The sequence below is a fragment of the Chryseobacterium turcicum genome (assembly GCF_021010565.1).
Lineage (GTDB): Bacteria > Bacteroidota > Bacteroidia > Flavobacteriales > Weeksellaceae > Chryseobacterium > Chryseobacterium turcicum.
In genome coordinates, this window is record NZ_JAJNAY010000001.1 from 2,102,894 (window position 1) to 2,126,567 (window position 23,674).

Sequence of the window (23,674 nt, forward strand, 5' to 3'; positions counted from 1 at the left end):
CGGCTCATAAAAGTGAGTATAAATAATAGATTCCGAAAGGTGTCTATCTGAAATAAAAATAATGTTAAGAACGAACCAACCATTTCTAAATTATCTTGAGATACTTTTCCATAGCCAGGAACATAAAGGAAATATTATTTTAGAATCCTTCGAAAAAGACGAAAAACTATTAACACAAGGCGAAGTTTCCGACAAAATAATGCTCATTAAAAGCGGAATTACCAAATGCTTTTTTACAGAAGAAAACAAAGAGGAATACATTGTTGAGTTTTTAGGAAAAGGAGAAATTCTTGGGGAAATAGAGATGATGAAGAATGTTCCTTGCATTTGCAGCATTGAAGCGATTACCGAAGTTACGGTATTTACCATAACGATTCCGTATTTCCAGTCGTTGATTAAAAGTGATCTTAATTTAAACAATTTGCTGCTCGATGTTTTTGCAGAACGTATTGCAAACACTTCAAACCGATCATCTTATCAGCAACTTCACGCTACAGAACATACGCTGTCTCAACTTCTCGAATTAAAAGCTAAAGAAATGAAAATTTCAAAAGAAGATATGGCTTCCTATTTGGGAACAACCGTAAAAAGTCTTACCAAAGCCATAAAAGATTATGAAAAGAAAAAGACAGTGTAAATTAAATCCAGATATTTATTTTTTCGAAATTCAAAACAAAAAAGCTGATGAGAATACCAGTTTTGAATATTTTTTTTAAGATGGAACTCTAGCTTTATTTAGCTTACGGAGGAATTTTACTTTAAAAATATAGTTTTTATCTGATTAAATAAACATAAACTTTTCACGAAGATTATACCAAAAGCTCCCGTCGACTTACATAAATCCACGGGAGCTTTTAGAAAAAGCAGGCGTGTAATTATGAAAAGCATGCCACCTTTTTAATTTTGCTTATTTAGCTTTTTCAAACTTCATTACTTTAAGATTAATTTTAAGTGAAAAGCTATTTGATAATTACAACTCCTTTCTCATCATCAAATCCGTCTGCTCTTCGTCACCAAATTTAAAAATATGCTTATCAAATTCTACAAAACCATTCTTTTTATAAAATTGAACGGCTCTGTGATTTTCTTCCCAAACGCCTAGCCAAACGTATTGTAAGTTTTTGCTTTGTGCAATATACAATGCTTTGTCGTATAAAATCTGTCCAACTTTTTTGCCGTGAAAATCTTTTGAAACATAAATCCTTTCAATTTCAAGAGCATTTTTATCTTGTAATTCAGTTTGTGCATCTCCTGAGTTGACTTTCAAATAGCCGACAACATCACCAAGATAGATAGCAAAGAAAAATTCAGAATTTTTATTTTTAAGTTCTGATAGCAATTTTTCTTCAGAAAACTTTTCATTCAGATACTTTTCCATATTTTCTGCAGTATTATAAGGCGAAAAGGTTTCGAAAAAAGTCTTTTTAGCGATGCGCTGAAGCTTTTCAGTATCGTCGATTTTAATTTTTTCAATGACTATATTTTCCATATTTATTTTATCATTTTATTTTTAATTGTATAAATCACACCTTCTTGCTCATCAAAATCGAAGCCTTTTTCATATTGAAGTCCTATTTTTTCTAAAACTTTTATAGATGCTGTATTTTCTTTCATTGCTCTTCCTACAATTGTTTTTAAATTTAATTTTTCAAAACCATAATCGATGCAGGCTTTTGCGCTTTCGGTAGCAAATCCTTGATTCCAGAAATGTTCAAAAAACCGAAAACCAATGTCAGTTTCATTTAAATCTTCATCATACTTTAATCCGCACCAACCTATAAATTGTTGAGTTGATTTATCGATAACTGACCATCTTCCAAAACCATTTCTTTGATAATCTGAATAGTTTTCCAAAAAAAGTTTAGCTTCATCAATATCTTTAAACGCAGAGTTTCCAGTATATTTTATAACATTTGGATTTAAATTTAATTCATAAAAATTTTCTGCATCGCTGATGTCAAATTCTCGAAGTAAAAGACGGTTGGTTTCTAGTATTGTTTTCATTAAGAATTAGTTTTTAATTTTAAAGATAATAAATCATTGCGCCTTGTTTAGTATTAAAAACAATCTTTGCATTTTTCAACATACTCAATAAAAAAAGCGATCCAAAGACCGCTTTCAATATTATATTTTGTTTCCTTTAATTCGTCTTGCAGACATGTTGAGAAAACGTTTCACCAGCATAATCGCTGAAATTGTTAATCCTAATCCAAGGGCAATCCACATTCCGAAAGCTCCCATTTCCATGGTCACACACAAGAAATATCCTAAAGGAATTGTAATCAACCAATACGCAATAAATGTAATGATTGAAGGGATTTTTACGTCCTGTAAACCTCTCAACATTCCTAAAGCTGTTACCTGAATTCCATCAGAAAGCTGGAATAAAGCGGCAATAATCATTAATTTTGAAGCTAACATAATTACTTCCACCTCTTCTGGTTTTGTGAAAAATGTAGGTAAAATATTTCGTCCTAAGATGAATATAACTCCACAAAAACACATAAAAAGAAATGCTATTTTCAGGTTGTTGATTCCTATTTTTCTTAATTCTACAAAATTTTGTTCACCCAATTTTCTACCAATCATTACTGTTGACGCCACGCTGAAACCAATACATAAATTGAAGGTGAATGATGCCATACTTAAAGCAATCTGGTGCGAAGCGATATCATGAGATGAAATTAATCCACAGATAAACGCTGCTCCTGCAAAAGCGGTAACCTCAAAAAACATTTGTAATGCAGTTGGAAAGCCTAATCTTACCATTTTTTCAAACATTTTCTTTGAAAATACCTGTATTTTTAATGAAAATGCTTTGAGATACTGTCTTGTTTTTGGCTCTTTCATTAAAACAAAATAAAGAAAGACTACCATAAAAACTCGGGCAATTAAACTCGCTAAAGCAGAACCTTTTACGCCCATTTCAGGGAAAATCCAAATTCCTTGAATCAATACATAATTAAGGACAATATTGATTACGTTAGCAATAATAGTCGCTTTCGTTACGCCAATGGTATATGACAAACCTTCAGAAACCTCTCTCAGAGTCTGAAACGCCATAAACGGAACAATACTGATGGCCATAATCCATAAAAAATCTACCGTATCAGGAATAATTTTTGCCGGCTGACCAGAATGATAGAGTAGCGGTAATCCTAAAAACAAGATAAGCATCAGAATAATACCTACCGTCATGTTGATGACAAAACCGTGACTGAAAACTGAATTAATTGTTTTGTGGTCATTTTTAGAGTGTGCCTCAGAAACCAGTGGTGGGATGGCAAAAGAAAAACCCAGCGCCAAAACAAACATTGAGAAAAATACAGCATTTCCCAAAGAAACCGATGCCAACGCATCTGCACCCAAAAGTTGTCCTACAATGATATTATCAAAGAGGTTGACAGACACCTGTCCTACTTGCGTAAGCATTACCGGAAGAGCCAGCGTTAAGGCTTCTTTCGTGTAATTTTTATTTAAAAAACTCATAATAGTTCAAAAAAAATTTGCAGTATAGGTACTGCAAATTTTTATAATTTATTTTAATTAAATATTAAATTATTTTCTTACAAAACTTGCAACATCCTCTTCAGAAACCGTAGCTCCCCCAAGAATAATTAATCTTTCCACAACATTTCTCAGTTCTCTGATGTTTCCAGTCCATGAAAGGGCTTTTAATGCGTCAATCGCAGAATCATCAAATTTTTTCAATACAGTACCGTGTTCATCAGCAATCAATCCCGAAAAATGGCTCACCAAAAGACTGATATCATCTTTTCTTTCATCCAAAGGCGGTACATAAATTTCAATCACAGAAAGCCTGTGATACAAATCTTCTCTGAATCTTCCAGCTTCAATCTCTGTCTGCATATTTTTGTTGGTTGCAGCCAAAACTCTTACATCAACTTTGATTTCTTTATCGCTTCCTACCGGAGAAACTTTGCTTTCCTGCAATGCTCTCAAAACTTTTGCCTGAGCAATAAGACTCATGTCACCAATTTCGTCTAAGAAAATAGTTCCACCGTTAGCTTGCTCAAATTTTCCTTGTTTGTCTTTAATAGCTCCTGTAAATGAGCCCTTTACGTGTCCGAAAAGTTCAGATTCAATTAATTCAGAAGGTATTGCAGCACAGTTTACTTCTACCATGGGTCCTCTCGATCTTTCACTTAAATTGTGAATGGCGTGAGCTACCAATTCTTTTCCTGCTCCGTTGGGTCCAGTAATCAAAACTCTAGCGTCTGAGACTGCTACTTTTTCGATCATATCCTGAATTTTCTTTAAAGCAACAGATTCACCAATCATTTGGTATTTTTTGTTGACTTTCTTTTTCAGGGTTTTATTTTCGGTCTGAAGATTTTTATTTTCTTTCTTTAATGTTTCTTTAACCAAAGCATTTTTCACGCTTGTTATCAATCGGTTGATATCGATTGGCTTAGAAATAAAATCATATGCTCCATCCTTTAAACAAGAAACCGCAGAGTCGATGTCAGCGTGGCCAGAAATCATAATAAAAGTAGATTCAGGCTTAATCGCTAAACTTTGCTTTAAAAGCTCAGTTCCTGAAAGCTTTGGCATTTTAATGTCTGAAATCACTAATGCGAAATCTTCTTTTTCTATTTGTTTGTAGCCTTCCAAACCATCATCGGCGATTACAAATTCATAGTCAGTTAGTTCATCCGAAAGGATACTGTGAAGTACTCCGGAGATTGCTTTTTCGTCTTCTACAATAAGGATTTTTTGCATAGTCGCAAATTTAGGTATTTTTTGCTTGAGTATTAGCAAATATCATTCCTAAAAGTCTATATTGAGTAATCTCTTCGTCCAAAAATTGCAGAACCTACCCGTACAGAATTGGCTCCACACTCAATCGCAATTGGGAAATCATCACTCATTCCCATTGATAAAGTTTCGAGTTTTCTGGTTTGGTTTAATTGATCGAACAGGTTTTTTAAGACTGAAAATTCTTTTTTTATTTGACTCTCGTCTTCTGTAAAAGTTGCCATTCCCATCAAACCTGTGATTTCGATATTTTCAAATTCTCCGGTAACGAATTTTTCAAATAAAGATTTTGCTTCTTCAATTTCTAATCCGAATTTTGTGTCTTCTTCGGCAATTTTTACCTGAAGTAAAACTTTTATCTTACGGTTGTGTTTTCCGGCTTCTTTGTTAACTTCTTTCAAAAGCTTTTCAGAATCTATACTTTGAATAGTATCAACAAATTCTGCAATATATTTCACTTTATTAGTCTGAAGATGTCCGATGATATGCCACTGAATATCTTTTGGAAGAAGAGGGTATTTCTCAACCAGTTCCTGAACTTTATTTTCACCAAAAACTCGTTGTCCCAAATCATAAACTTCCTGAATGGAAGAAACGGGATGCGTTTTTGAAACAGCAACCAATTGTACACTTTCCGGTAATTGATTTTTTATTTCTTTGTAATTATTCTGAATACTCATACTTGCAAATTTCCGAATTTTAAACTAAATGATAAAGAATTATTGCTTTTTATAAATCCCACAGATTATGCAGGTTTTCACAGGTGACTGTACATCATATATTTATATGAATTTATAACGCAAACATGTGTGAAAATCTGTGCGATCTGTGGGAGATAAAATTAATTCAAAATCTCATTGATTTTCGGATACGCAGAAATTTTCCTGAAAACAAAACGGTTTGATTTCTGTAATTTTTCAATAAATAAATCAAGCTCAATAATTGAGTCTGCATCGGTAAGATATTGATCGTGGGTAAGAAAAACCAAATGTCTTGATGTTTTTTCAAGGTCATTAAAGAAAATACTGTCTACTTTTTTAAGCATTTCCTGATGATTTCCTTTAAGGTGCATTTTATTGGTTGGTTTCCATTCCAGATCCCAGCCAATAACTTTATAGCCCGCAGTTTTTAATCTATCGGCTGCTTCATTAGAGCTTTTAATATCGGTAACATTGATGTTATTAAGCCTCCATATATTTCTTCCGGGAGTTCTCGCTATTTTTCCGGAAAGTTTTAAGCTGTCTTTGGCAATATTAAAATCATTAAGAACAGCCTCAGGATTTTTGTAAAAATCTGAATATTTATTGTGAGCATGAGCATAACTGTGATTGGCAATTTCAAGCAAGCCATCAGTTCTCATTTTTTCGAAATCTTCTCTTTGTTTTTTACTATCTGATGCATGTTTACCTACAAGAAAAGCGGTTGCAGTGACATTTCTTTTATGTAAAATTTTCAAAAGATTTTCGGTGCCACGATTGGGGCCATCGTCGAAGGTAAGGTAGATTACTCTTTTATCGGTAGGTACATTTTCATCATCTATTCTGGGGACTTTTGCGACGGGAGGCAGCTTTGAAAGTGTTTTTTCTGTTTCTTTTACTTCAGTTTTCTGATTGCAGCCTGTAAATAATGTTGATGTTACAGTCATCACTGTAATCATCCTTAGAAAAATCTTCTTCATAGACTTTTCCGCAAAAGTTTTTTTCATAAAGAGTAATGGGAATTAAATTGTTAAAAATCGTTAAATTTTACGAATTTTAGTTAACAAAGATAATGCCATTTATTCTTAAAATTTCACTTTTTAATGAAATTTTAAGAAGTTTTTTTAAAATTCATTTTTATAAGTAATTGAGATGTTTTTAAAACTAAATTGTTTGATTGTCAGAATGTTATTTATAATGTTAAATTAGTATCTATAAAGGTCAAAATCTAATCTATTATTGCTTTTCTTCAAATTTTCTCTAAATTGTTTTTCATTATTTCTCATGACTTCATTGGGATCCAGTTTTTTTCCTGTGGCACCATCCCTAAAACTAAAATTAGAGTTTCCTTGGGCATCATTACCTAAAGCTGCCATTTTTTGTCTCGTTATTTTATTGGGATCACGTACATGTTCTTGCCAAAGCTTTTTAAATTGTTGATTATTGATAGCAATTTCGCTTTGTGGGCCAAAAGCATGGTTTTCATTTTTTTTCTGAATTACAGGTTCTTTAACTGTTTTGTTTCCAATTAAAGTCATGACATGAGTCTGGGCTCTATCTTCTAATTTTACAATCAATCCGGGTAAACCATAGAATTTATACGGACCATCTTGAAAAGGTAAATCAGTACAAAACCAAGCTGTCCATTGTCTTCCTAAATATTTGGTGGTTGCTTTTTGAGATGAATAACTTCCGATTTTTACTTTTTCAGGATGTATTTTCCAAACGGGCTTATCGGTTTCTTCTATTTTATAAAAATCTGAGCTCAGAGAAGCGTGCAAATAGGTTTTGTAATCGGGATATTCTTTACTGACTTTACTTCGGATACTTCCTTTAAAGTTGCTATTAGGTTTTACAATTCCCCATGGGGTTCCAGAATCTCCCTGTTTTTCCAATTCGGCACTTATTATAGAGTCTGTCACAAAAATATCGTAGCTGTAATATTTAGAACCGCTATTTTGGATGTCTAAAAGCATTATTTCTTTTTTTGCAGCTGCTCTGTTTGTAGAGTCTGTAATAAAATTATACTCATAGGTAAAGCGTTGAATTTGTGAAGAATATAAAGAAAAGATTAATAAAAATATAAAAGTGTAATTTTTCATATATAAAATGCAGTGTTTTTAAATCTGAGCTTAAAGCTTATTTTCAAATATAAACTTTTTAATGATTCCTCAAATATAAAAACACTGCATTTTAATTTTTCTTATTTAATTTTTAAATCCACAGAATTTAATCGCAATGAATTTAAAATCACCGATAAAGAACTAAGACTCATTGCCGCAGCAGCAATCATTGGAGATAATAAAATCCCGAAGAATGGATAGAGTAGTCCTGCTGCAACCGGAATCCCCAAAACATTATAGATAAACGCAAAAAATAAGTTTTCTTTGATGTTTCTCAATAGTTTCTCGCTTAAGATTTTTGCTTTTGCAATTCCTAAAATATCACCTTTTAGTAATGTGATTTCTGCCGTTTCTATAGCAACATCGGTTCCTGTTCCCATTGCAATTCCTACGTTTGCTTGCGCTAGAGCAGGAGAGTCATTGATTCCGTCTCCGGTCATGGCTACGATTTTTCCTTGCGCCTGAAGTTTTTTCACCTCATTTAATTTATCTTCAGGAAGACATCCCGCTTTATAAGTTTTGATTCCTAGTTCATCAGCAACAGCTTTTGCCGTATTTTCGTTGTCACCAGTCATCATAATCACCTCAATTCCTTCGTTGATTAAGTGCTGAACTGCCTTTCTCGAACTTTCTTTAATCTTGTCACTAAAACTTATAAAACCTAAAGCCTCATTTTCCTGAGCGATATATGAAATGGTATGCGCTTTTGATTGAATTTCCTGAGCTTTTAATTTTAAATCTTCTGAAATCTGAATTTTATTTGAAACTAAAAGATTTTCATTTCCTAAATAAACAGTCTTACCGTTAATAATTCCTTTCACTCCTTTTCCGGAAATGTTTTCAAATTTTTCAACTTTTTCGGCAGAAATGTTTTCTGCTTTTGCTTTCTTAATTACAGCACTTGAAAGTGGATGTTCTGAATTTTGATTTAAAGAATAAGCTAATTTTAAAATTGAATTTTCCGAAGCATTATTTACTGTTTCAATATGTTCTAAAGAAGGCTTTCCTTCGGTTAGAGTTCCAGTTTTATCAGTAATTAAAACGTTTACTTTATGCATTAATTCTAGAGCTTCTGCATTTTTTATTAGAATTCCGTTTTTGGCACCTTTACCAATTCCTACCATCAGAGACATCGGAGTTGCTAAGCCTAAAGCACACGGACAAGCCACAATAAGAACCGCAACTGCATTAATAAAAGCAAATAATGTTTTCTGACCTTCTGGACCGAAAATCTGCCATAAAATAAAAGTAATAGCAGCAACTAAAATAACAGTTGGAACAAAAACCTTCGCCACTTTATCAGTCAGTTTCTGAATTGGAGCACGGCTTCTGCTTGCATCGTTCACCATTTTTATAATCTTCGAAAGTAAAGTTTCGTCACCTACTTTTTCAGCTTTCATCAGAAACACTTGATTTCCGTTAATCGTTCCTGAAGTTACCTGGTCATCAATGTTTTTCTCAACAGGAATAGGTTCTCCGGTAATCATACTTTCGTCAACGATAGAATTTCCTTCGATTATTTTTCCGTCTACAGGAATTTTTTCGCCGGGTTTTACTTTCAGGATATCGCCAATTTTCACTTCAGAGAGCGGAACTCTTTTTTCTTCATTATTCACCATTAGGTTGGCTTCGTCAGGAGAAAGATTCATCAGTTCTTTGATGGCGTTTCCTGTTTTTTTGTGCGCTAAAGCTTCCATCAATTGACCTAAAATAACCAAAGTCATAATTACACAGACTGCTTCAAAGTATAAAGGAATCTCATGGTTATGACCTCGAATTTCATGAGGAAGCAAATCTGGGAATGCCAAAGCAACAATACTGAAAATAAATGCTGCGGCAACACCTAAAGCAATTAAACTAAACATATTAAGATTCCAGGTTTTAAATGAAACCCAGCCTCTTTTCATTAAAAACCATCCTGAATAAAATAAAACAGGAAGCGTTAAAATCAATTCAAAAATCCCCTGAATATTATGCGAAAAAGGAAAATCAATCACCATTCCACCCATTGAAAGAATAAAAACAGGAATCGTGAAAGCTAAAGAAATAATGAATTTTCTTTTTAAAATAAGATAAGTATCATCGGTTTCTTCTTCGCCTTTTTCAGGATATTTTACCAAATCCATCCCGCAAACCGGACAGCCAACGTTGCTGTCGTAAGTTTTGTCACCTTCACAGAACATCGGGCAGTAGTATTTTCCAGCCATGTCGTCTGTAACTTTTGGTGTTTCTTGCTGCTGATGATTGTGGTGATGGTGTGAATGAGAATTTGAAACAGTATTTTTCACCAGCTCTTCGGTAATTTCCTCCAAATGCATGTGACAAACCGGGCAGTCTGTTTTTTCGTTATACACTTTATCTCCTTCACAGAACATCGGACAATAGTAATCACCAATGTGGTTTTTAAAATTTTCGGGTAAATTGGTTGAAGAATACGTAGCTTTATAGTTCGGGTCTTTTGCTAGCTTTTCCTCAATCGGAACCAAGTACATATTGCAATCAGGACATCTTTTTCCCTGTTGAAAATATACTTTATCACCCTCACATTCCATCGGACAATAATAAACGGAAGAAGGAGAAACTCGGTCTTGAGGTTTTATAAATGTATTGTCAGGATTTTTTGAGTCTTCAAGCTTATAATTTCCTATTTCTGAAAGTGTTTTATTTAAATCATCAAGATTAACTTCAACATCAGAATTTATGTCAACAGTATTGTTTTCAAGATTTACATCTGCTGAAATTCCGTCTAAACTGTTCAGTTTCTCTGAAATTTTTTTCTGGCATCCAGAACAGGTCATTCCTAAAACTTTATATTGTCTGTCCATAACTTTAAATTTATATTACAAATTTCCGAAAAGGCTTTTGTAAGCTGTTATAAATTTAGGGATAATATTTACAATATTATGGAAATTTTTGACTTGGGGAGTTTGAGAATTTGAACATTTAAGCGTTTTTAGAATGATATCTTAGTGAGAATTAATTTTGCACTAAAACACTAAAACACTAAAACACTAAAACACTAAAACTTAAACTTTATCAAGTGGTTTTCTGTCATGAACTTTCAGTTTTTTAAATTCAGTAGGGGTAAAACCTGTCGTGTTTCTGAATTGTGATGATAAATGTTGTACACTTTTATAGCCCAGTTTTCCGGCAATTTCAGTTAAGTTGAATTCATTGTAAAGAAGCAGTTCTTTTACTTTTTCAATTTTTTGAAGAATAAAAAACTGCTCAATTGTAATATTTTCATTTTGCGAAAAAGTTTTCGATAATGCGCTATAGTCTTTATGGAGCTCAGAACTTAAAAATTTTGAGAGTAAAAAGTCTTCATCAATATCAAGCTTTCCAATTTTAATAATGATAAGATTTTTAATTTTTTCGACCAATTGATGACTTGCATCTTTTATTCTTTCAAAACCCGTTTCCCTTAGGCGATTTTCAATAAGTTGGATGTTGCTTTTTGAAATTTCATCCGCAGTTTCTACTTCACCTAAAGAGATTTTGGTTATTTTAATATTCAACTCTTCAAAAATAGTTGAAACGGCAGCAATGCACCTTCCGCAAACCATATTCTTTATGAAAATTTTCATAAAGAATTGTTCAATCTGTCTTTCACAAATTCTACTTTTGTTTTTCCGTGTGCTGCAGGATTTCCGTTTTCATCAAGATTCACCATTACGATTTTATCGACAGTGATAATGGTTTGATGAGTCATTTTATTTCTTACGTCACATTTTAGGGTGAGAGAAGTAGAACCAAATGATGAAACCTCGATGCCAATTTCGATAATATCACCTTGTTTTGCAGAGCTTACAAAATTGATTTCTGAAATAAACTTGGTGACTACTTTCTTGTTTTCCAGTTGGATAACTGCATATAAAGCCGCTTCTTCATCAATCCACTGTAGTAGTTTTCCTCCAAATAATGATTGGTTAGGATTAAGGTCTTCCGGTTTTACCCATTTTCTAGTATGATAATTCATTTTTATGATTGTTTTCAGTACAAATTTAGTTTTAAAAATAAGCTTTTAAAAGTTTATTTAATGAAAAATTCATCATTTTTTTGCCATATTATTACAGGTTTAGAGGAGAAGTGAATTAATCTATTAAAAAGTTTTGATTTGAAGTTTTTAATTGTATCTTGCACCTGTTTATATTTGGAATCAATATCATGTTCATTATTATGTTGCTTTTCTTTTATATACCAATTTTATATATTAATTTTTAATTTTTTTTAAAATGAACATTTTTGTTTCAAACATCAATTACGCAACTAAAGAATATGAGTTGCACGATTTATTCGCAGAATTTGGCGATGTATCATCAGCTAAAATTGTAACAGACAGAGAGACTGGTCGTTCTAGAGGTTTCGGTTTTATCGAAATGGGTGACGAAGAAGGAGGTCAAGCTATTGAGGCTCTTAACCAGAAAGAATTTAACGGAAAAATTCTTAACGTTTCTGAGGCTAAGCCAAGAGAAGAAAAACCAAGAAGAAGTTTTGATAATAACAGAAGCGGTGGTGGAAGTTATGGTAACAACCGTTCAGGAGGTAACTCTGGAGGTGGTTACGGAAACAACAACCGTGGAGGTAACGGAGGCGGCGGAAGTCGTTGGTAAAAAATTGAAGCGGCTTTTTAAGCCGCTTTTTTTATGTCTTTATTTAAATTTATATTCTTAATTTACCTAAGTAAGCTTTGTTTATTTTTTACTTTTAAAATATTAAACATTTGTTTAATGATAAGTATTTTAAGCGTTTTACTTGGGATTCATTTAAGCATAAGCCTTTGAAAATCTTAGTGATTAAAAAAGGCTTGATGAAAATTTAAACAAGCTGACAGTAGTTCTTTATTTTAAACCAACAGCCAACAGCTAAAAACTAGCAATTATTAACTAGTCTTCACTCTTTTTCTTCTTCTTTTTCTTGTCCTTATCTTTTCCTTTTTTAACCTTTTTAGGATTTAGAATTTCTTCTGCATATTCTAGTTTAGGTTCTTTTATTTTTACAGGTTTTATTTCGATTTTTAAGTCAAAATAAGTTCTAAGGTCATCCTGTGAAATCAGATTTTCATTAAATAAAAATTCTAGAATTTCTTTTCCTGAATCATTAAAGAAATTATGTGAAAGTTCTTTCAATAAAAACTTTTTATAATCTTCAAAAGGTACAATTACGGAGTATTTAAAAATCCTGCCTTCTTTTTCGGTAGACAAATAACCTTTTTCAACTAATATTTTCAGATAGGTTGAGACGGTATTTTGATGGGGTTTCGGTTCTGGATGTTGCTCCATAACTTCCTTTAAATAAAAGCTTTGGAGTTTCCAGAATAGTTTCATTAAGTTTTCTTCAGCAGAAGTAAGATGATTTATTTTCATAAAATATTCTTAGTGTTGAAATTGAATATTGCAATAAAGATAAATAAAAGATATCAAAAAAGCTATTCCTGCGCCCATAAATACCTCTTTTACGGTGTGTCTTTTTAAAATAATTCTTGTAATTCCTACCAAAGCTGCAATTCCTAACCAGAAAATCCCCGCCTTCCAGTCGAATGCGTAAAACAGTGCGGCAACAAATACATTGAAAGCTGTGTGCATCGAACTTTTGATATATAAATTACTATACTGAAGGGCAAATAACAAGACTAAAATAAAAAGCATCACAAAATCAATGAAGCCATTTATGATGTAATGATAAATTTGATAGGTAATAATACAAACTGCAATAAAAATATATAAAGATTTTCTCTGCACTCGATTTGAAACATCCATATTCGTATATCTGCCTGTTTTTACATTCCAGATAAGCCAAAAAATGACCGGAATGATAACAATTAATAGAATAGGAAGGAAATGGATAATTGCTTGTTTAAAAGTGTAATTCTGAAAGCTTAAATATAAAAAATAAATAAACAGAGAAACTAAAGGATTGAAAAAGTCTGAGATAATTCTCGAAATAATATGCAGTGCCGAAGTCTTTTTTTCTTCCATAAATGAGTTTGAAATGTAAATATAACATTATAAGTAAAAAAACAATTGCCGAGCATATAATAAAAACGAAGTTTTTTTTATATTTTTGCTCAACTATTTCATAATAAATAAGCAAGAAGCTCGCACATGAAAGAATTTTCTAAAGAGATATACCTAAAGTGGTATGAAGATATGACAATGTGGAGAAGGTTTGAAGACAAATGCCGTTCTCTTTATCTAAAACAAAAAATCAGAGGTTTTTTACATTTGTACAATGGCCAGGAAGCTATTCCTGCAGGTTTTACACATGCAATGGATTTAACTAAAGATAGTATGATTACTGCTTACAGATGTCACATTCATCCGATGGCAATGGGGGTAGACCCTAAAAGAATCATGGCAGAACTTTGTGGTAAAGCTACAGGTACTTCCGGAGGTATGGGTGGATCTATGCACATTTTCAGCAAAGAACACCGTTTTTACGGAGGTCATGGTATTGTAGGAGGGCAGATTCCTTTGGGAGCTGGTATTGCATTTGCAGATAAATTCTTCGACAGAAAAGCAGTAAACATCTGTTTCTTTGGTGATGGTGCTGCAAGACAAGGTTCTCTTCACGAAACTTTCAACATGGCAATGAACTGGAAACTTCCTGTAGTATTTGTTGTTGAAAACAATCAATATGCAATGGGAACTTCTGTAAAAAGAACTGCTAACCACGAAGATATCTATAAATTAGGTTTAGGATACGAAATGCCGTGTCTTGCTGTAGACGCAATGGATCCTGAGAAAGTGGCTGAAGCTGCTTACGAAGCTATTGAAAGAGCAAGAAGAGGTGATGGACCTACTTTTATCGAAGCTAGAACTTACCGTTTCAGAGGGCATTCAATGTCTGATGCTGAGCCTTACAGATCTAAAGAGGAAGTTGCAATCCATAAGAAAGATGATCCTATTGAATTAATCAAAGAGAGAATCTTAGTAAACAGCTGGGCAACTGAAGAAGAATTGGAGGTGTTAGATAACAAGTCTAGAGATTTCGTAGAAGAATGTATCGAGTTTATGGAAAACTCTCCATATCCTGATGTAGAAAAGGTCTATGAGTATGTTTATGCTCAAGAGAACTACCCGTTTTTAGATAAATTAGAAAACTAAAGATAATTAAGTCAATTTGAAAATTTGAAAATTTGAAAATGAGATTGTAAATACATCCTTTTTTAATTTTCAAATTAGCAAATTCCCAAATTTTCAAATTAAAAAAATATGGCAGAAGTGATTACAATGCCACGTCTTTCTGATACAATGACAGAAGGAAAAGTGGCTAAATGGCATAAAAAAGTAGGTGATAAGGTAAAAGAAGGAGATATTTTAGCCGAAATCGAAACTGATAAAGCAGTACAAGATTTTGAATCTGAAGTGGAAGGAACTCTTTTATATGTTGGGGTTGAAGAAGGTTCAGCTGCTGCAGTAGATTTAGTTTTGGCTATCATCGGAAATGAAGGAGAAGATATTTCAGGATTAACAGGCGGAGCTGCTGCTCCCAGTGTTGCTTCTGAAGACAAAAAAGAAGAACCAAAAGCAGAATCTAATACTACTGCAACTGAAGAAACTTCTGCGGAAGTTCCGGCTGGAGTAGAAGTGATTACAATGCCAAGACTTTCTGATACAATGACGGAAGGTAAGGTTGCTAAATGGCATAAAAATGTTGGAGATACAGTAAAAGAAGGTGACCTTCTTGCTGAGATTGAAACCGACAAAGCTGTTCAGGATTTTGAATCAGAATTCAATGGAATTCTTTTAAAGCAAGGTGTTGAAGAAGGTGGTGCTGCTCCGGTTGATACTGTTTTGGCTATCATCGGACCTGAGGGAACTGATGTTTCTGCAGTGGGAGCTCCAAAAGCTGCTGCAAAATCTACAGATAAACCTGCTGAACAAAAATCTGAAACAAAAACAGAAGAGAAATCGGTTGCATCAACTGAGAACTCATCTTCAGACAGAGTGGCAATTTCTCCATTAGCTAAAAAAATGGCTCAGGATAAAGGAGTTGACATCAATGCCGTACAAGGTTCTGGTGAAAACGGAAGAATCGTTAAAAAAGATATTGAAAACTATCAACCTTCTGCAAAACCAACTGTTTCAGCTCCGACCGCAAGTCCTGCTGCTCAAGTTGCATTAAGTTTTGTACAAGGTGAAGATACAGAGACTCCAAACTCTCAAGTAAGAAATATTATCGCAAAACGTCTTGCTGAAAGTAAATTCTCTGCGCCTCATTATTATCTGATGGTTGAAATTAACATGGATAAAGCGATTGAGGCTAGAAAAGAAATCAATTCTTTACCAGATACAAAAATTTCTTTCAACGATATGATTATTAAGGCGACTGCAGTTGCTTTAAGAAAACATCCACAAGTAAATTCTAGCTGGGCGGGAGATAAGGTGATTCACAGAGGGAATATCAACGTTGGTGTTGCGGTTGCAATTCCTGACGGATTGGTAGTGCCTGTTTTGAAAAATACTGATCAAATGAATTATACTCAGATTTCTGCTGCTGTAAAAGATATGGCTGGAAGAGCAAAATCTAAAGGTCTTAAAGCAAACGAAATGGAAGGTTCTACGTTCTCAATCTCAAACTTGGGAATGTTCGGAATTGAAACGTTTACAAGTATCATTAATCAGCCTAATGCAGCAATTCTTTCTGTAGGGGCAATTATTGAAAAACCAATCGTTAAGAACGGTCAAATCGTAGTTGGAAACATCATGAAGCTTTCATTAGCTTGTGACCACAGAGTAGTAGACGGAGCAACAGGAGCTCAGTTCTTACAAACATTAAAAACGTATTTAGAAAGTCCTTTAACTTTGTTACTGTAACTTTTTAGGATATAAATTATTTAAACCTCTCATTTCGAGAGGTTTTTTTTTGTTTTAAAGTTTAGTTAAGGTCGCAATTCTTAATTTTGTTCCTAATTCCTAAAATTCAAAACTTTGTCAATAAAAAATAATATCCTATTTTAGTGAAAAAATATTTATGAAGAGAATTTTTGTCGGCATGATGTCAATTTTCAGCATTATTACTTATGCGCAAAATCAACGTTTTTCTTACGAATATAAATTTATAACAGATTCTACTAAGGTCAATGAAGTAGATTCTGAAATAATGTATCTTGATGTAGCTAAAAAAGGTTCGAAATTTCTTAGCGAGAAAAAAAGTATTGCCGATTCCATACATCAGGATCGTATAAAGAAAGGAACAAGAGACTTTACGGGGATTGATTATGGTTCGGTATTGTATGTTGTAGAAAAATCTTATCCGGATTTTAAGATTGATTTCTTCAAAAATCTTGAGATGACAAAATATAAGGTTTCTGACACTCGAGAAATGAATTGGAAAATCTTGTCTGAAAAAGAAAAAATTGGTGAATTTAATACTCAAAAGGCTTCTCTTAATTTTGCCGGAAGAATTTGGACAGCGTGGTTTGTTTCTGATATTCCAATTCAGGATGGACCGTATAAATTCCATGGGTTACCCGGATTGATTATCAAAATTGAAGATAAAACAAAATCGCATTCTTTCGTTTTAAAAGAAATAAAAAACATTCCTACGGATCAGGAATGGGTGAGTGACAGTATGAGAAAAAGTTTAGGGAATATGATTACTGTTGATCAGGAAAAATACAAAAAACAAGTCGTTGATTTTAGAAATAATCCAACAAAAGAAATGCGTCAAATGCTTTCCGGAAATACTAAAATTGCAATGATAGATGAAAATGGGAAACCGTTAGATATCGAAAAAATACTCAGAGATAAAGAGAGGGATGCAAAAGCAAATAACGCAAGGAATAATAACTTTTTAGAATTAGATTTATTGAAGTGAAATTATAAATTAAAAACCTGCTGAAATATGCAGCAGGTTTTATAAAATTTTAGTTTTTCGCTCCCATTCTCCAGTGAGAGCCATCCCTTGGAGGTTCTTTGCAGTCATCTGTGCTAAGAGTTCGCCAATGAGAACTATCTCTAGGTGGATTTTGAGGCGGCGGAGGGGGCGGTGGACAGTCTTCTTTACTATTAGCTTCTAACAAGCTCATGTCAATTTTTATTGAATTCTCATTAGCTTTAGAAATTCTCCATTGAGAACCGCTATTAGATGTTGCTTGAGTTTTCTCTGCTTGTAAAGAAAGTTGCTGTTGTTCATTTTCTACTAGCATTTCATCATTTTCTCTACAGGCAATACTTGAAAGACCGATTGCAATTAAGCTTATTGCGATAATTTTAGTTTTCATGTTGATTATAAAAGTTTTTATGCTTCAAATCTACTGAAAATTATTTATATAGAAAATTATATTGCGATTTGGTAAAATGATTTTAATTCTGAAATTATGATTAAAAAAACCTACTAAAATAATTCAGCAGGTTTTTTGTGTTATTAAAAATTTTATTTTCCTTTCCAGTGAGTACCATCCCTCGGAGGGTCTTTTGGTCCATTATCAGGATTATCTAGTAAAAGTAATGATAAAGAATCTGTTTTTTTTGTTTGATTAGCTTCATCTACTTTCCAATGTGTTCCGTCTCTTGGAGGATCAGTTTCTAAATTTTCTATAGATAAAGAATCACTAGCATTTCTTTGTAATTCTGTAGATGTATTTTCTTTCAATGATGATTGAAAAGTTTCTTCTGTTAGGCTTTCATCGTCTTGCCTACAGCTCATTGTGCAGATTCCAGCGACGATAAGGCTGAGTGCAATAAATTTAGTTTTCATTTTATTCTAGGATTAATGATTATATTTGTTCTGTATTATTCTCTTCGAAAGTAGTCAAAAATATATATACATAGCAAGTGTAACACGGTTCGATTTATAAATTTTTACCTTGCAAAAATACATTTATTTTTATAAATGATATGTTAAATAATTAAACTGATTACTCTCTAATAGCTTATAATAAATAGTTTTTGTGTATTTTTGAATAAAATTTTCTTAGATATATCTGATGATTAAAAGAATTTTTACGTTTAGCTGTTTTTTCATTATTAACATAATGTATTCACAGGATTATTACTCAAAGCTTAGAGAGAAATACTGGGCTTATGAAGAAAATAACCCTAAGGCACTTGTATATGTAAATCAATATATTAAAAAAGCAAAATCTGAAAAAAATTATTCAGAACTTTTTCAGGCCTACAAAGACGCAATCATATATTCTGAAAATCAAAAAATGATTTATGCAGATAGTGCTTTGGTTGCTGCAAAAAAAACTGAAAAAACTGATCTTATTGGACAAGCATTTTTAAGTAAAGGTGCCATTTATTATTTTAACCAAAGAAAATTTCAATTTGCGTTAGAAGAATATTTAAAAGCATATGAATATCTAAAGGATTCTAAAAACGAATATTTAAAGTATCAGAATATTTACCATATTGGTGTTGTAAAAAGTTACTTAGGCTATTACGATGAAGCCTTAGAAATATTTGAGCAATGTATTGATTTTTTTGAGGCTAGAATTGATGGTAAAATGACTGATAATAAGGTTTTTAATAACACTAAAGGCTATCTAAATTCTTTACATCAGGCAATTGTTTGCTATCAAATGCTCAATAAAAATGCAGAAGCTATAAGTTTATTAAAAAAAGCGGCCGAAAAAACACCAAATATAAAAGAGTTTTATTTAGAAAAAAGTTATTTTACAAAATGTCTTGGAGTTTCCGAATTCAAAAATAAAAACTATACAAAGGCGATTCAATACTTCGACCAGGCTCTTCCTGAGCTTATAAAGGTTAATGATTTTACATGGGTTTCGTATATTTATTTTTATAAGGGCAAGAGTTATGAACTTTTGGGTGATTTGAATCTTGAGGTTGAAAATTATAGAAAAGTAGACTCTATCTTCAATAAAAATAAATTTATTCTTCCTGAATTAAGAAGCAATTATGAAGAGTTGATTGGATATTATCGAAAAGAAAATAATCATAAAGAAGAATTATACTATACGAATCAACTTCTTAAAGTTGATAGTGTAATATCTTCAGACTTTAAACATCTTTCTACGCGAGTATACAAAGAGTATGATACAAAGATGCTTTTGGAAACCAAAGAAAATTTAGAGAAAGCAAACTCTTATAGCAAATTGCTCATATTCATTTGTTTAGCGATTATTATTGCGCTTGGAATTGTAATGTATTACAGAATCCGAAAGCAAAAAAATATTCAAAAAAATTATAACGATTTATTAATAAAGCTTGAAGAAAATAATCAAGCTGAAGTGGTTGCTCCGATTGTAAAATCTGAAGTAGCAGAAACAGGAGATAAAAATATAAAGTTTGATAATAGTATTGTAGAAAAGCTTTTAAACGACATTCATACCTTCGAAAATAAGCAAGGATACCTAGAGCAGGGATTAACGCTTAAAAAGCTGTCAGAACAGTTTAAAACGAATACTTCTTACCTTTCACAAGTTATTAATGAATACAAAGGAAGTAATTTTAATACTTATATCAATATTTTAAGAATCAACTTTGCAACGCAGAAAATCTATCATGATAAAGAATGGAGAAAATATTCTATTGAGCATATTGCTTCGGCAGCAGGGTTTAGCAACAGACAGAGTTTTTCAAATATTTTTCTTGAACAAAATGGTATAAGACCTGCCGATTTTATTAAAAAGAGAATTAAAGAACTGGAAGATCAAAATCTTTCTTAGTTCTAAAACTTAAACCTATTTAAAATGAAAACCGAACCTTCAATGAAGGTTCGGTTTTTCTATTAATAAAATGTGATAAATGGTGTCTAATTTAGAATTGTAGATAACAGGGTTCTTATTCCTAGATTGTCAGAACCCTGATGTTCTACATGAAAACTGAATGATGAAAAGTTATTATATATGAATGATTTAGTGTCTCGTTTTATCTGTAGCAAATATATAATCATAAAATTTCATCAACAACTTATTGTGGGAGCTATTTATAAATGTTGACGTAAAAACGTGTAAAAAAATCGATTTTTTTACACGTTTAATTAATTGATAATCATGTTTTTAATGCTGTTTTTAATGTTAAATAAAAATGATTTGTAAATATGAATAGTTTTAATGGAATAAAACCATAATTTAATGTTTTCAAGGATAATTCTTAGATATTTTAATATCAGATTAGTTTTTTTTAATAAAAAAATCAGGATAATTTGATCCTGATTTCCTATTTTTTGATTAATGTTTTAGTCTAAAGGTTTTCTACCGGAAATAATATTGTAGAGAACTACAATTACTGCAATTACTAATAAAACATGAATTAAATAATTGGTACTAATCCCAGGAATAATGTTTAGCATTCCTAAAAGCCAAACAATAATACAGATGACGGCTACTAGCCATAATAAGCTTTTCATAATAATATTTTTTAGGTTGATAAGCAGTAATTAGCATATTGTATGCCTTTTCAGAAAAAATAAAATATTTTTAATAAATAGTAAACTCTAAAGTGATAATGTTTTAAAATTAAAACCTTAAAAAGCTTTTTCAAAATAACTTTGACATATAAAGGATAAGCCTTGAATTTTCTTACGATTTTTTTTCATCAAGGCAAATTGATATCAATATGTTTTCTGTGCGGATAGAATTATTTTATGAAAATAAGCTCATGCAACTTGAAGTTTTCGAATACATTAAAATTTTGTATAACAAAAAATACAAATATTCTAAGACGTATGTAGAAAGTTAAAAAATAGGAGGGGAACAGAAGTTCTTACAAAAATTAAACCCTCCTTGTGGGAGGGTTTAATAAAAACACAAATGATGAAAAAAAAATTTTCAGTCCAAATATACTCAAAAATTTAATATAGGTGCTAATTAATTTAAAAAAATATCATCTATTTATACTTTTTTATAAAAAATGATATTGCTTAATCATTGGTAAATTGATTTATTCAATGAAAATTTATGATTTTAATATTGAAAAAGGAATGAAAATTGTAACTAAGTTTTGGATTAGTAAATCATTGTTTGGTTTTAAACCATACTATAATAAATTAATGCAGATTAAATTAATGAAGGCAAAAAAAATTCCTGGAATTCCGTTGCAGGTTAAAGGACAGTTTCATGATACTGAGAGTATCCAAAAATTTGAAAACGCTCAAGAAACTGAGCTAAAATACAATCTCCTTAAAGAACGTTTTTTTGATATAAATAAATGGAATACTTATTCAAATGAAAGTATTGCAGAGTTTACTTTATGTGACTCTTCGGGAAATACAGTCCACAGATTACCTTTTATAGGGGATTATATTAAAATATTATTGTCTGAAATTAAAAAATCGGAAAAAGAGAGTTATCAATGGGTACGCATTGATATGATAGACAAAACAAATCCTAACAGCATAATGATACAATGTAGACCTTCAAAATTACCTGGTAATCAATTTGGGGGCGATACAGTTCATTTTCATTCAGGAGGTACCACTTCTACATTTATTATCTCAAAAGGCAATGATTATATTAAAATGGCAATTTATGGAAGAAATGAAAAACCTAATCAAAATACAGATATCATTAGCAGCATAAAAAATATGTTTATAGCTTTTAAAGGAGTCGTGGGACCGTCAAAAATTCAATGGAAACAGCTTGCAGATGGGATGGTTAATTTAAAATAAAACACGGCATTTTAAAATTTATCGATATTTTTTTATTAGAAAGGCTTATAAAATTTGATTTTTGAATCCCAATGTGAGAATTATAGTTTACAGATAATCTAAAAAAATGGACGTACAGATTCTAGGATTAATCGCAGGAGCTTTAACAGCCATTGCATCAATGCCACAGCTTATTAAAGTAATCAAAACAAAAAATGTAGAAGACATTTCTTGGCTGATGCTTGTTATTTTGATTTCCGGACTGTCGCTTTGGATTTGGTATGGTTTTGAACAAAATGAGTTGCCTATTATTTTATCAAATTCTTTTGCCGTATTGATAAATACGACGCTACTGATTTTTTATTTTATTTTTAGAGAAAAAAATGATGATTTGACATAAATATCTGTCCATTTTTGGCAAAAATATAGACCTTTAATTCTTCAAATTTCTTATAATCTTCCCAGAATCAGTAATTAATAAATATTGATATTCAGGGAATTTTTTTATCAGCTTCAGACCTTCTTTTTTTCCTAAAACCATTATTGATGTACTGAAGCCATTGGCCATTGTTGCATTAGGTCCCACAACGGTAACGCTCGTTAACCCGGTTGAAGGATAACCTGTTTTGGGATTCATAATGTGAGAATATCTTTTACCATGAATTTCTGCATATTTCTCATAGCTTCCCGAAGTGGTCACAGCATTTTCTTTTAAATAAAGAACTGCCGCAATTTTATCATCTTTAAAAGGGTTATTAATTCCAATTGCCCACGGTTTTCCATCGGGTTGAGTTCCCCAAGATGCAATATCTCCGGAAGCATTAATTATTCCTGCTTTTACTCCAAAACTTTTCATCAATTCTCTGGTTTTATCAGCTGCATAACCTTTTCCTATCGACCCGAAGCCTATTTTCATTCCTTTATTTTTTAGAAAAATCGTAGAATTGGTTTTATCTAAAATAATATTTTGATAGCCAACATTTTTCACAGAATTTTTTATAGATTCTTCTGAAGGTAATTCGTTCATAGAATCATCAAATTTCCAGATTTTATCCATGGCAACGATGCTGATGTCAAAAGCTCCGTCAGTTAGTTTTGAAAAGTAAATGGCTTGCTCGGTTAACGCAAAAACTTCTGCGTCAACTTTCACAGGTTTAATTCCTGCATTTCTATTGACTTCCGAAATTTGAGTCTCCGGATTCCATTCTGAAATTAAATTTTCTATTCTTCGGATTTCAGCAATAGATTTATCAATATTTTTTTCTGCTGAAAGAGAATCTTTGTCTACCAAAGTAATTTCAAACTTACTTCCCATCAAAGTTACTACGCGACTTCTTTCAACCTGAGCAAAAACCGCTACAGAAAGCAATAACAGAGAAAAAGTAATGAAGTTTCTTAGAATTTTCATTGTTTTAAAATTAATAGTAATCAGTTTAGTACATGATAATTTTTTTAACCGCAAAAGTGACAAAAGATTTTATGATGGAATAAGTTAATCAAAAGCTAACACAA

Annotated in this window: 24 protein-coding genes; 8 read left to right on the forward strand and 16 right to left on the reverse strand. The window is 31.9% G+C overall.

The genetic code is table 11. The annotated features are described in order from the left end of the window. Positions 1-61 precede the first annotated feature (61 nt). On the forward strand, positions 62-637 hold the full coding sequence (locus LO744_RS09500; RefSeq protein ID WP_230668878.1) for a Crp/Fnr family transcriptional regulator: 576 nt from the start codon (positions 62-64) through the stop codon (positions 635-637). 333 nt (positions 638-970) lie between these two features. On the opposite strand, the gene LO744_RS09505 is transcribed toward LO744_RS09500, so the two are convergent. The 10 genes from LO744_RS09505 to LO744_RS09550 all read right to left on the reverse strand — a co-directional run bounded on the left by LO744_RS09505 (position 971) and on the right by LO744_RS09550 (position 11,579). Further along, complete coding sequence (locus LO744_RS09505) at positions 971-1,489, reverse strand: GNAT family N-acetyltransferase (protein ID WP_230668880.1); 519 nt, start codon at positions 1,487-1,489, stop codon at positions 971-973. 2 nt (positions 1,490-1,491) lie between these two features. Continuing rightward, positions 1,492-2,004 carry a GNAT family N-acetyltransferase gene (locus LO744_RS09510; protein ID WP_230668882.1) on the reverse strand — a complete coding sequence of 171 codons (513 nt, stop codon included), beginning with the start codon at positions 2,002-2,004 and terminating at the stop codon, positions 1,492-1,494. Between the two features lie 120 nt (positions 2,005-2,124). Beyond that, positions 2,125-3,489, reverse strand: a complete 1,365-nt coding sequence (locus LO744_RS09515) for an MATE family efflux transporter (RefSeq protein ID WP_230668884.1) — start codon at positions 3,487-3,489, stop codon at positions 2,125-2,127. 69 nt (positions 3,490-3,558) lie between these two features. Next, positions 3,559-4,743 (reverse strand): sigma-54-dependent transcriptional regulator, encoded by a 1,185-nt coding sequence (locus LO744_RS09520; RefSeq protein ID WP_230668886.1) that lies wholly within the window; start codon positions 4,741-4,743, stop codon positions 3,559-3,561. A 56-nt stretch (positions 4,744-4,799) separates the two neighbouring features. Beyond that, entirely contained in the window at positions 4,800-5,459 is a 660-nt protein-coding gene (locus LO744_RS09525; RefSeq protein WP_230668888.1) for a YggS family pyridoxal phosphate-dependent enzyme, read from the reverse strand. Between the two features lie 161 nt (positions 5,460-5,620). Beyond that, positions 5,621-6,484, reverse strand: a complete 864-nt coding sequence (locus LO744_RS09530; protein WP_230668890.1) for a polysaccharide deacetylase family protein — start codon at positions 6,482-6,484, stop codon at positions 5,621-5,623. Between the two features lie 198 nt (positions 6,485-6,682). Further along, a complete protein-coding gene (locus LO744_RS09535) occupies positions 6,683-7,579 on the reverse strand; it encodes a GLPGLI family protein (protein WP_230668892.1) in 897 nt (298 codons plus the stop codon). A gap of 101 nt (positions 7,580-7,680) precedes the next feature. Beyond that, a complete protein-coding gene (locus LO744_RS09540) occupies positions 7,681-10,425 on the reverse strand; it encodes a heavy metal translocating P-type ATPase (RefSeq protein WP_230668894.1) in 2,745 nt (914 codons plus the stop codon). Positions 10,426-10,626: 201 nt separating this feature from the next. Further along, positions 10,627-11,187 carry a helix-turn-helix domain-containing protein gene (locus LO744_RS09545; protein ID WP_230668896.1) on the reverse strand — a complete coding sequence of 187 codons (561 nt, stop codon included), beginning with the start codon at positions 11,185-11,187 and terminating at the stop codon, positions 10,627-10,629. Next, a complete protein-coding gene (locus LO744_RS09550) occupies positions 11,184-11,579 on the reverse strand; it encodes an acyl-CoA thioesterase (RefSeq protein ID WP_066680486.1) in 396 nt (131 codons plus the stop codon). The genes LO744_RS09545 and LO744_RS09550 overlap by 4 nt, the downstream gene beginning before the upstream one ends. A gap of 256 nt (positions 11,580-11,835) precedes the next feature. Here LO744_RS09550 and LO744_RS09555 point away from each other — a divergent pair, with 256 nt between their 5' ends. Further along, the gene (locus LO744_RS09555) at positions 11,836-12,213 is read left to right on the forward strand and encodes an RNA recognition motif domain-containing protein (protein WP_230668898.1); all 378 of its coding nucleotides are present in this window, start codon (positions 11,836-11,838) and stop codon (positions 12,211-12,213) included. Between the two features lie 273 nt (positions 12,214-12,486). Here LO744_RS09555 and LO744_RS09560 read toward each other — a convergent pair whose 3' ends face one another. Both LO744_RS09560 and LO744_RS09565 read right to left on the reverse strand, forming a co-directional pair. Beyond that, positions 12,487-12,966 carry a BlaI/MecI/CopY family transcriptional regulator gene (locus LO744_RS09560; protein WP_230668900.1) on the reverse strand — a complete coding sequence of 160 codons (480 nt, stop codon included), beginning with the start codon at positions 12,964-12,966 and terminating at the stop codon, positions 12,487-12,489. Between the two features lie 9 nt (positions 12,967-12,975). After that, entirely contained in the window at positions 12,976-13,578 is a 603-nt protein-coding gene (locus tag LO744_RS09565; RefSeq protein ID WP_230668902.1) for a phosphatase PAP2 family protein, read from the reverse strand. Between the two features lie 126 nt (positions 13,579-13,704). On the opposite strand from LO744_RS09565, the gene pdhA reads away from it, so the two are divergent. The 3 genes from pdhA (at position 13,705) to LO744_RS09580 (ending at position 17,422) form a co-directional block, all read left to right on the forward strand. After that, positions 13,705-14,706, forward strand: a complete 1,002-nt coding sequence (gene pdhA / locus LO744_RS09570) for a pyruvate dehydrogenase (acetyl-transferring) E1 component subunit alpha (protein ID WP_230668904.1) — start codon at positions 13,705-13,707, stop codon at positions 14,704-14,706. A gap of 108 nt (positions 14,707-14,814) precedes the next feature. Further along, complete coding sequence (locus tag LO744_RS09575) at positions 14,815-16,419, forward strand: pyruvate dehydrogenase complex dihydrolipoamide acetyltransferase (RefSeq protein ID WP_230668906.1); 1,605 nt, start codon at positions 14,815-14,817, stop codon at positions 16,417-16,419. Between the two features lie 157 nt (positions 16,420-16,576). Beyond that, positions 16,577-17,422 carry a GLPGLI family protein gene (locus LO744_RS09580; protein ID WP_230668908.1) on the forward strand — a complete coding sequence of 282 codons (846 nt, stop codon included), beginning with the start codon at positions 16,577-16,579 and terminating at the stop codon, positions 17,420-17,422. Between the two features lie 49 nt (positions 17,423-17,471). Here LO744_RS09580 and LO744_RS09585 read toward each other — a convergent pair whose 3' ends face one another. Next, positions 17,472-17,828 carry a hypothetical protein gene (locus LO744_RS09585; RefSeq protein WP_230668909.1) on the reverse strand — a complete coding sequence of 119 codons (357 nt, stop codon included), beginning with the start codon at positions 17,826-17,828 and terminating at the stop codon, positions 17,472-17,474. Between the two features lie 152 nt (positions 17,829-17,980). Then, on the reverse strand, positions 17,981-18,253 hold the full coding sequence (locus LO744_RS09590) for a hypothetical protein (protein WP_230668911.1): 273 nt from the start codon (positions 18,251-18,253) through the stop codon (positions 17,981-17,983). 328 nt (positions 18,254-18,581) lie between these two features. Here LO744_RS09590 and LO744_RS09595 point away from each other — a divergent pair, with 328 nt between their 5' ends. Then, positions 18,582-20,240 carry a helix-turn-helix domain-containing protein gene (locus LO744_RS09595; protein WP_230668912.1) on the forward strand — a complete coding sequence of 553 codons (1,659 nt, stop codon included), beginning with the start codon at positions 18,582-18,584 and terminating at the stop codon, positions 20,238-20,240. Positions 20,241-20,752: 512 nt separating this feature from the next. On the opposite strand, the gene LO744_RS09600 is transcribed toward LO744_RS09595, so the two are convergent. Then, positions 20,753-20,923, reverse strand: a complete 171-nt coding sequence (locus tag LO744_RS09600; RefSeq protein WP_111944949.1) for a lmo0937 family membrane protein — start codon at positions 20,921-20,923, stop codon at positions 20,753-20,755. Positions 20,924-21,463: 540 nt separating this feature from the next. On the opposite strand from LO744_RS09600, the gene LO744_RS09605 reads away from it, so the two are divergent. Next, on the forward strand, positions 21,464-22,183 hold the full coding sequence (locus LO744_RS09605) for a hypothetical protein (protein WP_230668914.1): 720 nt from the start codon (positions 21,464-21,466) through the stop codon (positions 22,181-22,183). A 106-nt stretch (positions 22,184-22,289) separates the two neighbouring features. Beyond that, positions 22,290-22,562: a SemiSWEET transporter gene (locus tag LO744_RS09610; protein WP_230668916.1), complete on the forward strand. Its 273-nt coding sequence runs from the start codon at positions 22,290-22,292 to the stop codon at positions 22,560-22,562. A 33-nt stretch (positions 22,563-22,595) separates the two neighbouring features. On the opposite strand, the gene LO744_RS09615 is transcribed toward LO744_RS09610, so the two are convergent. After that, positions 22,596-23,570: an FAD:protein FMN transferase gene (locus tag LO744_RS09615; RefSeq protein WP_230668918.1), complete on the reverse strand. Its 975-nt coding sequence runs from the start codon at positions 23,568-23,570 to the stop codon at positions 22,596-22,598. Positions 23,571-23,674 lie beyond the last annotated feature (104 nt).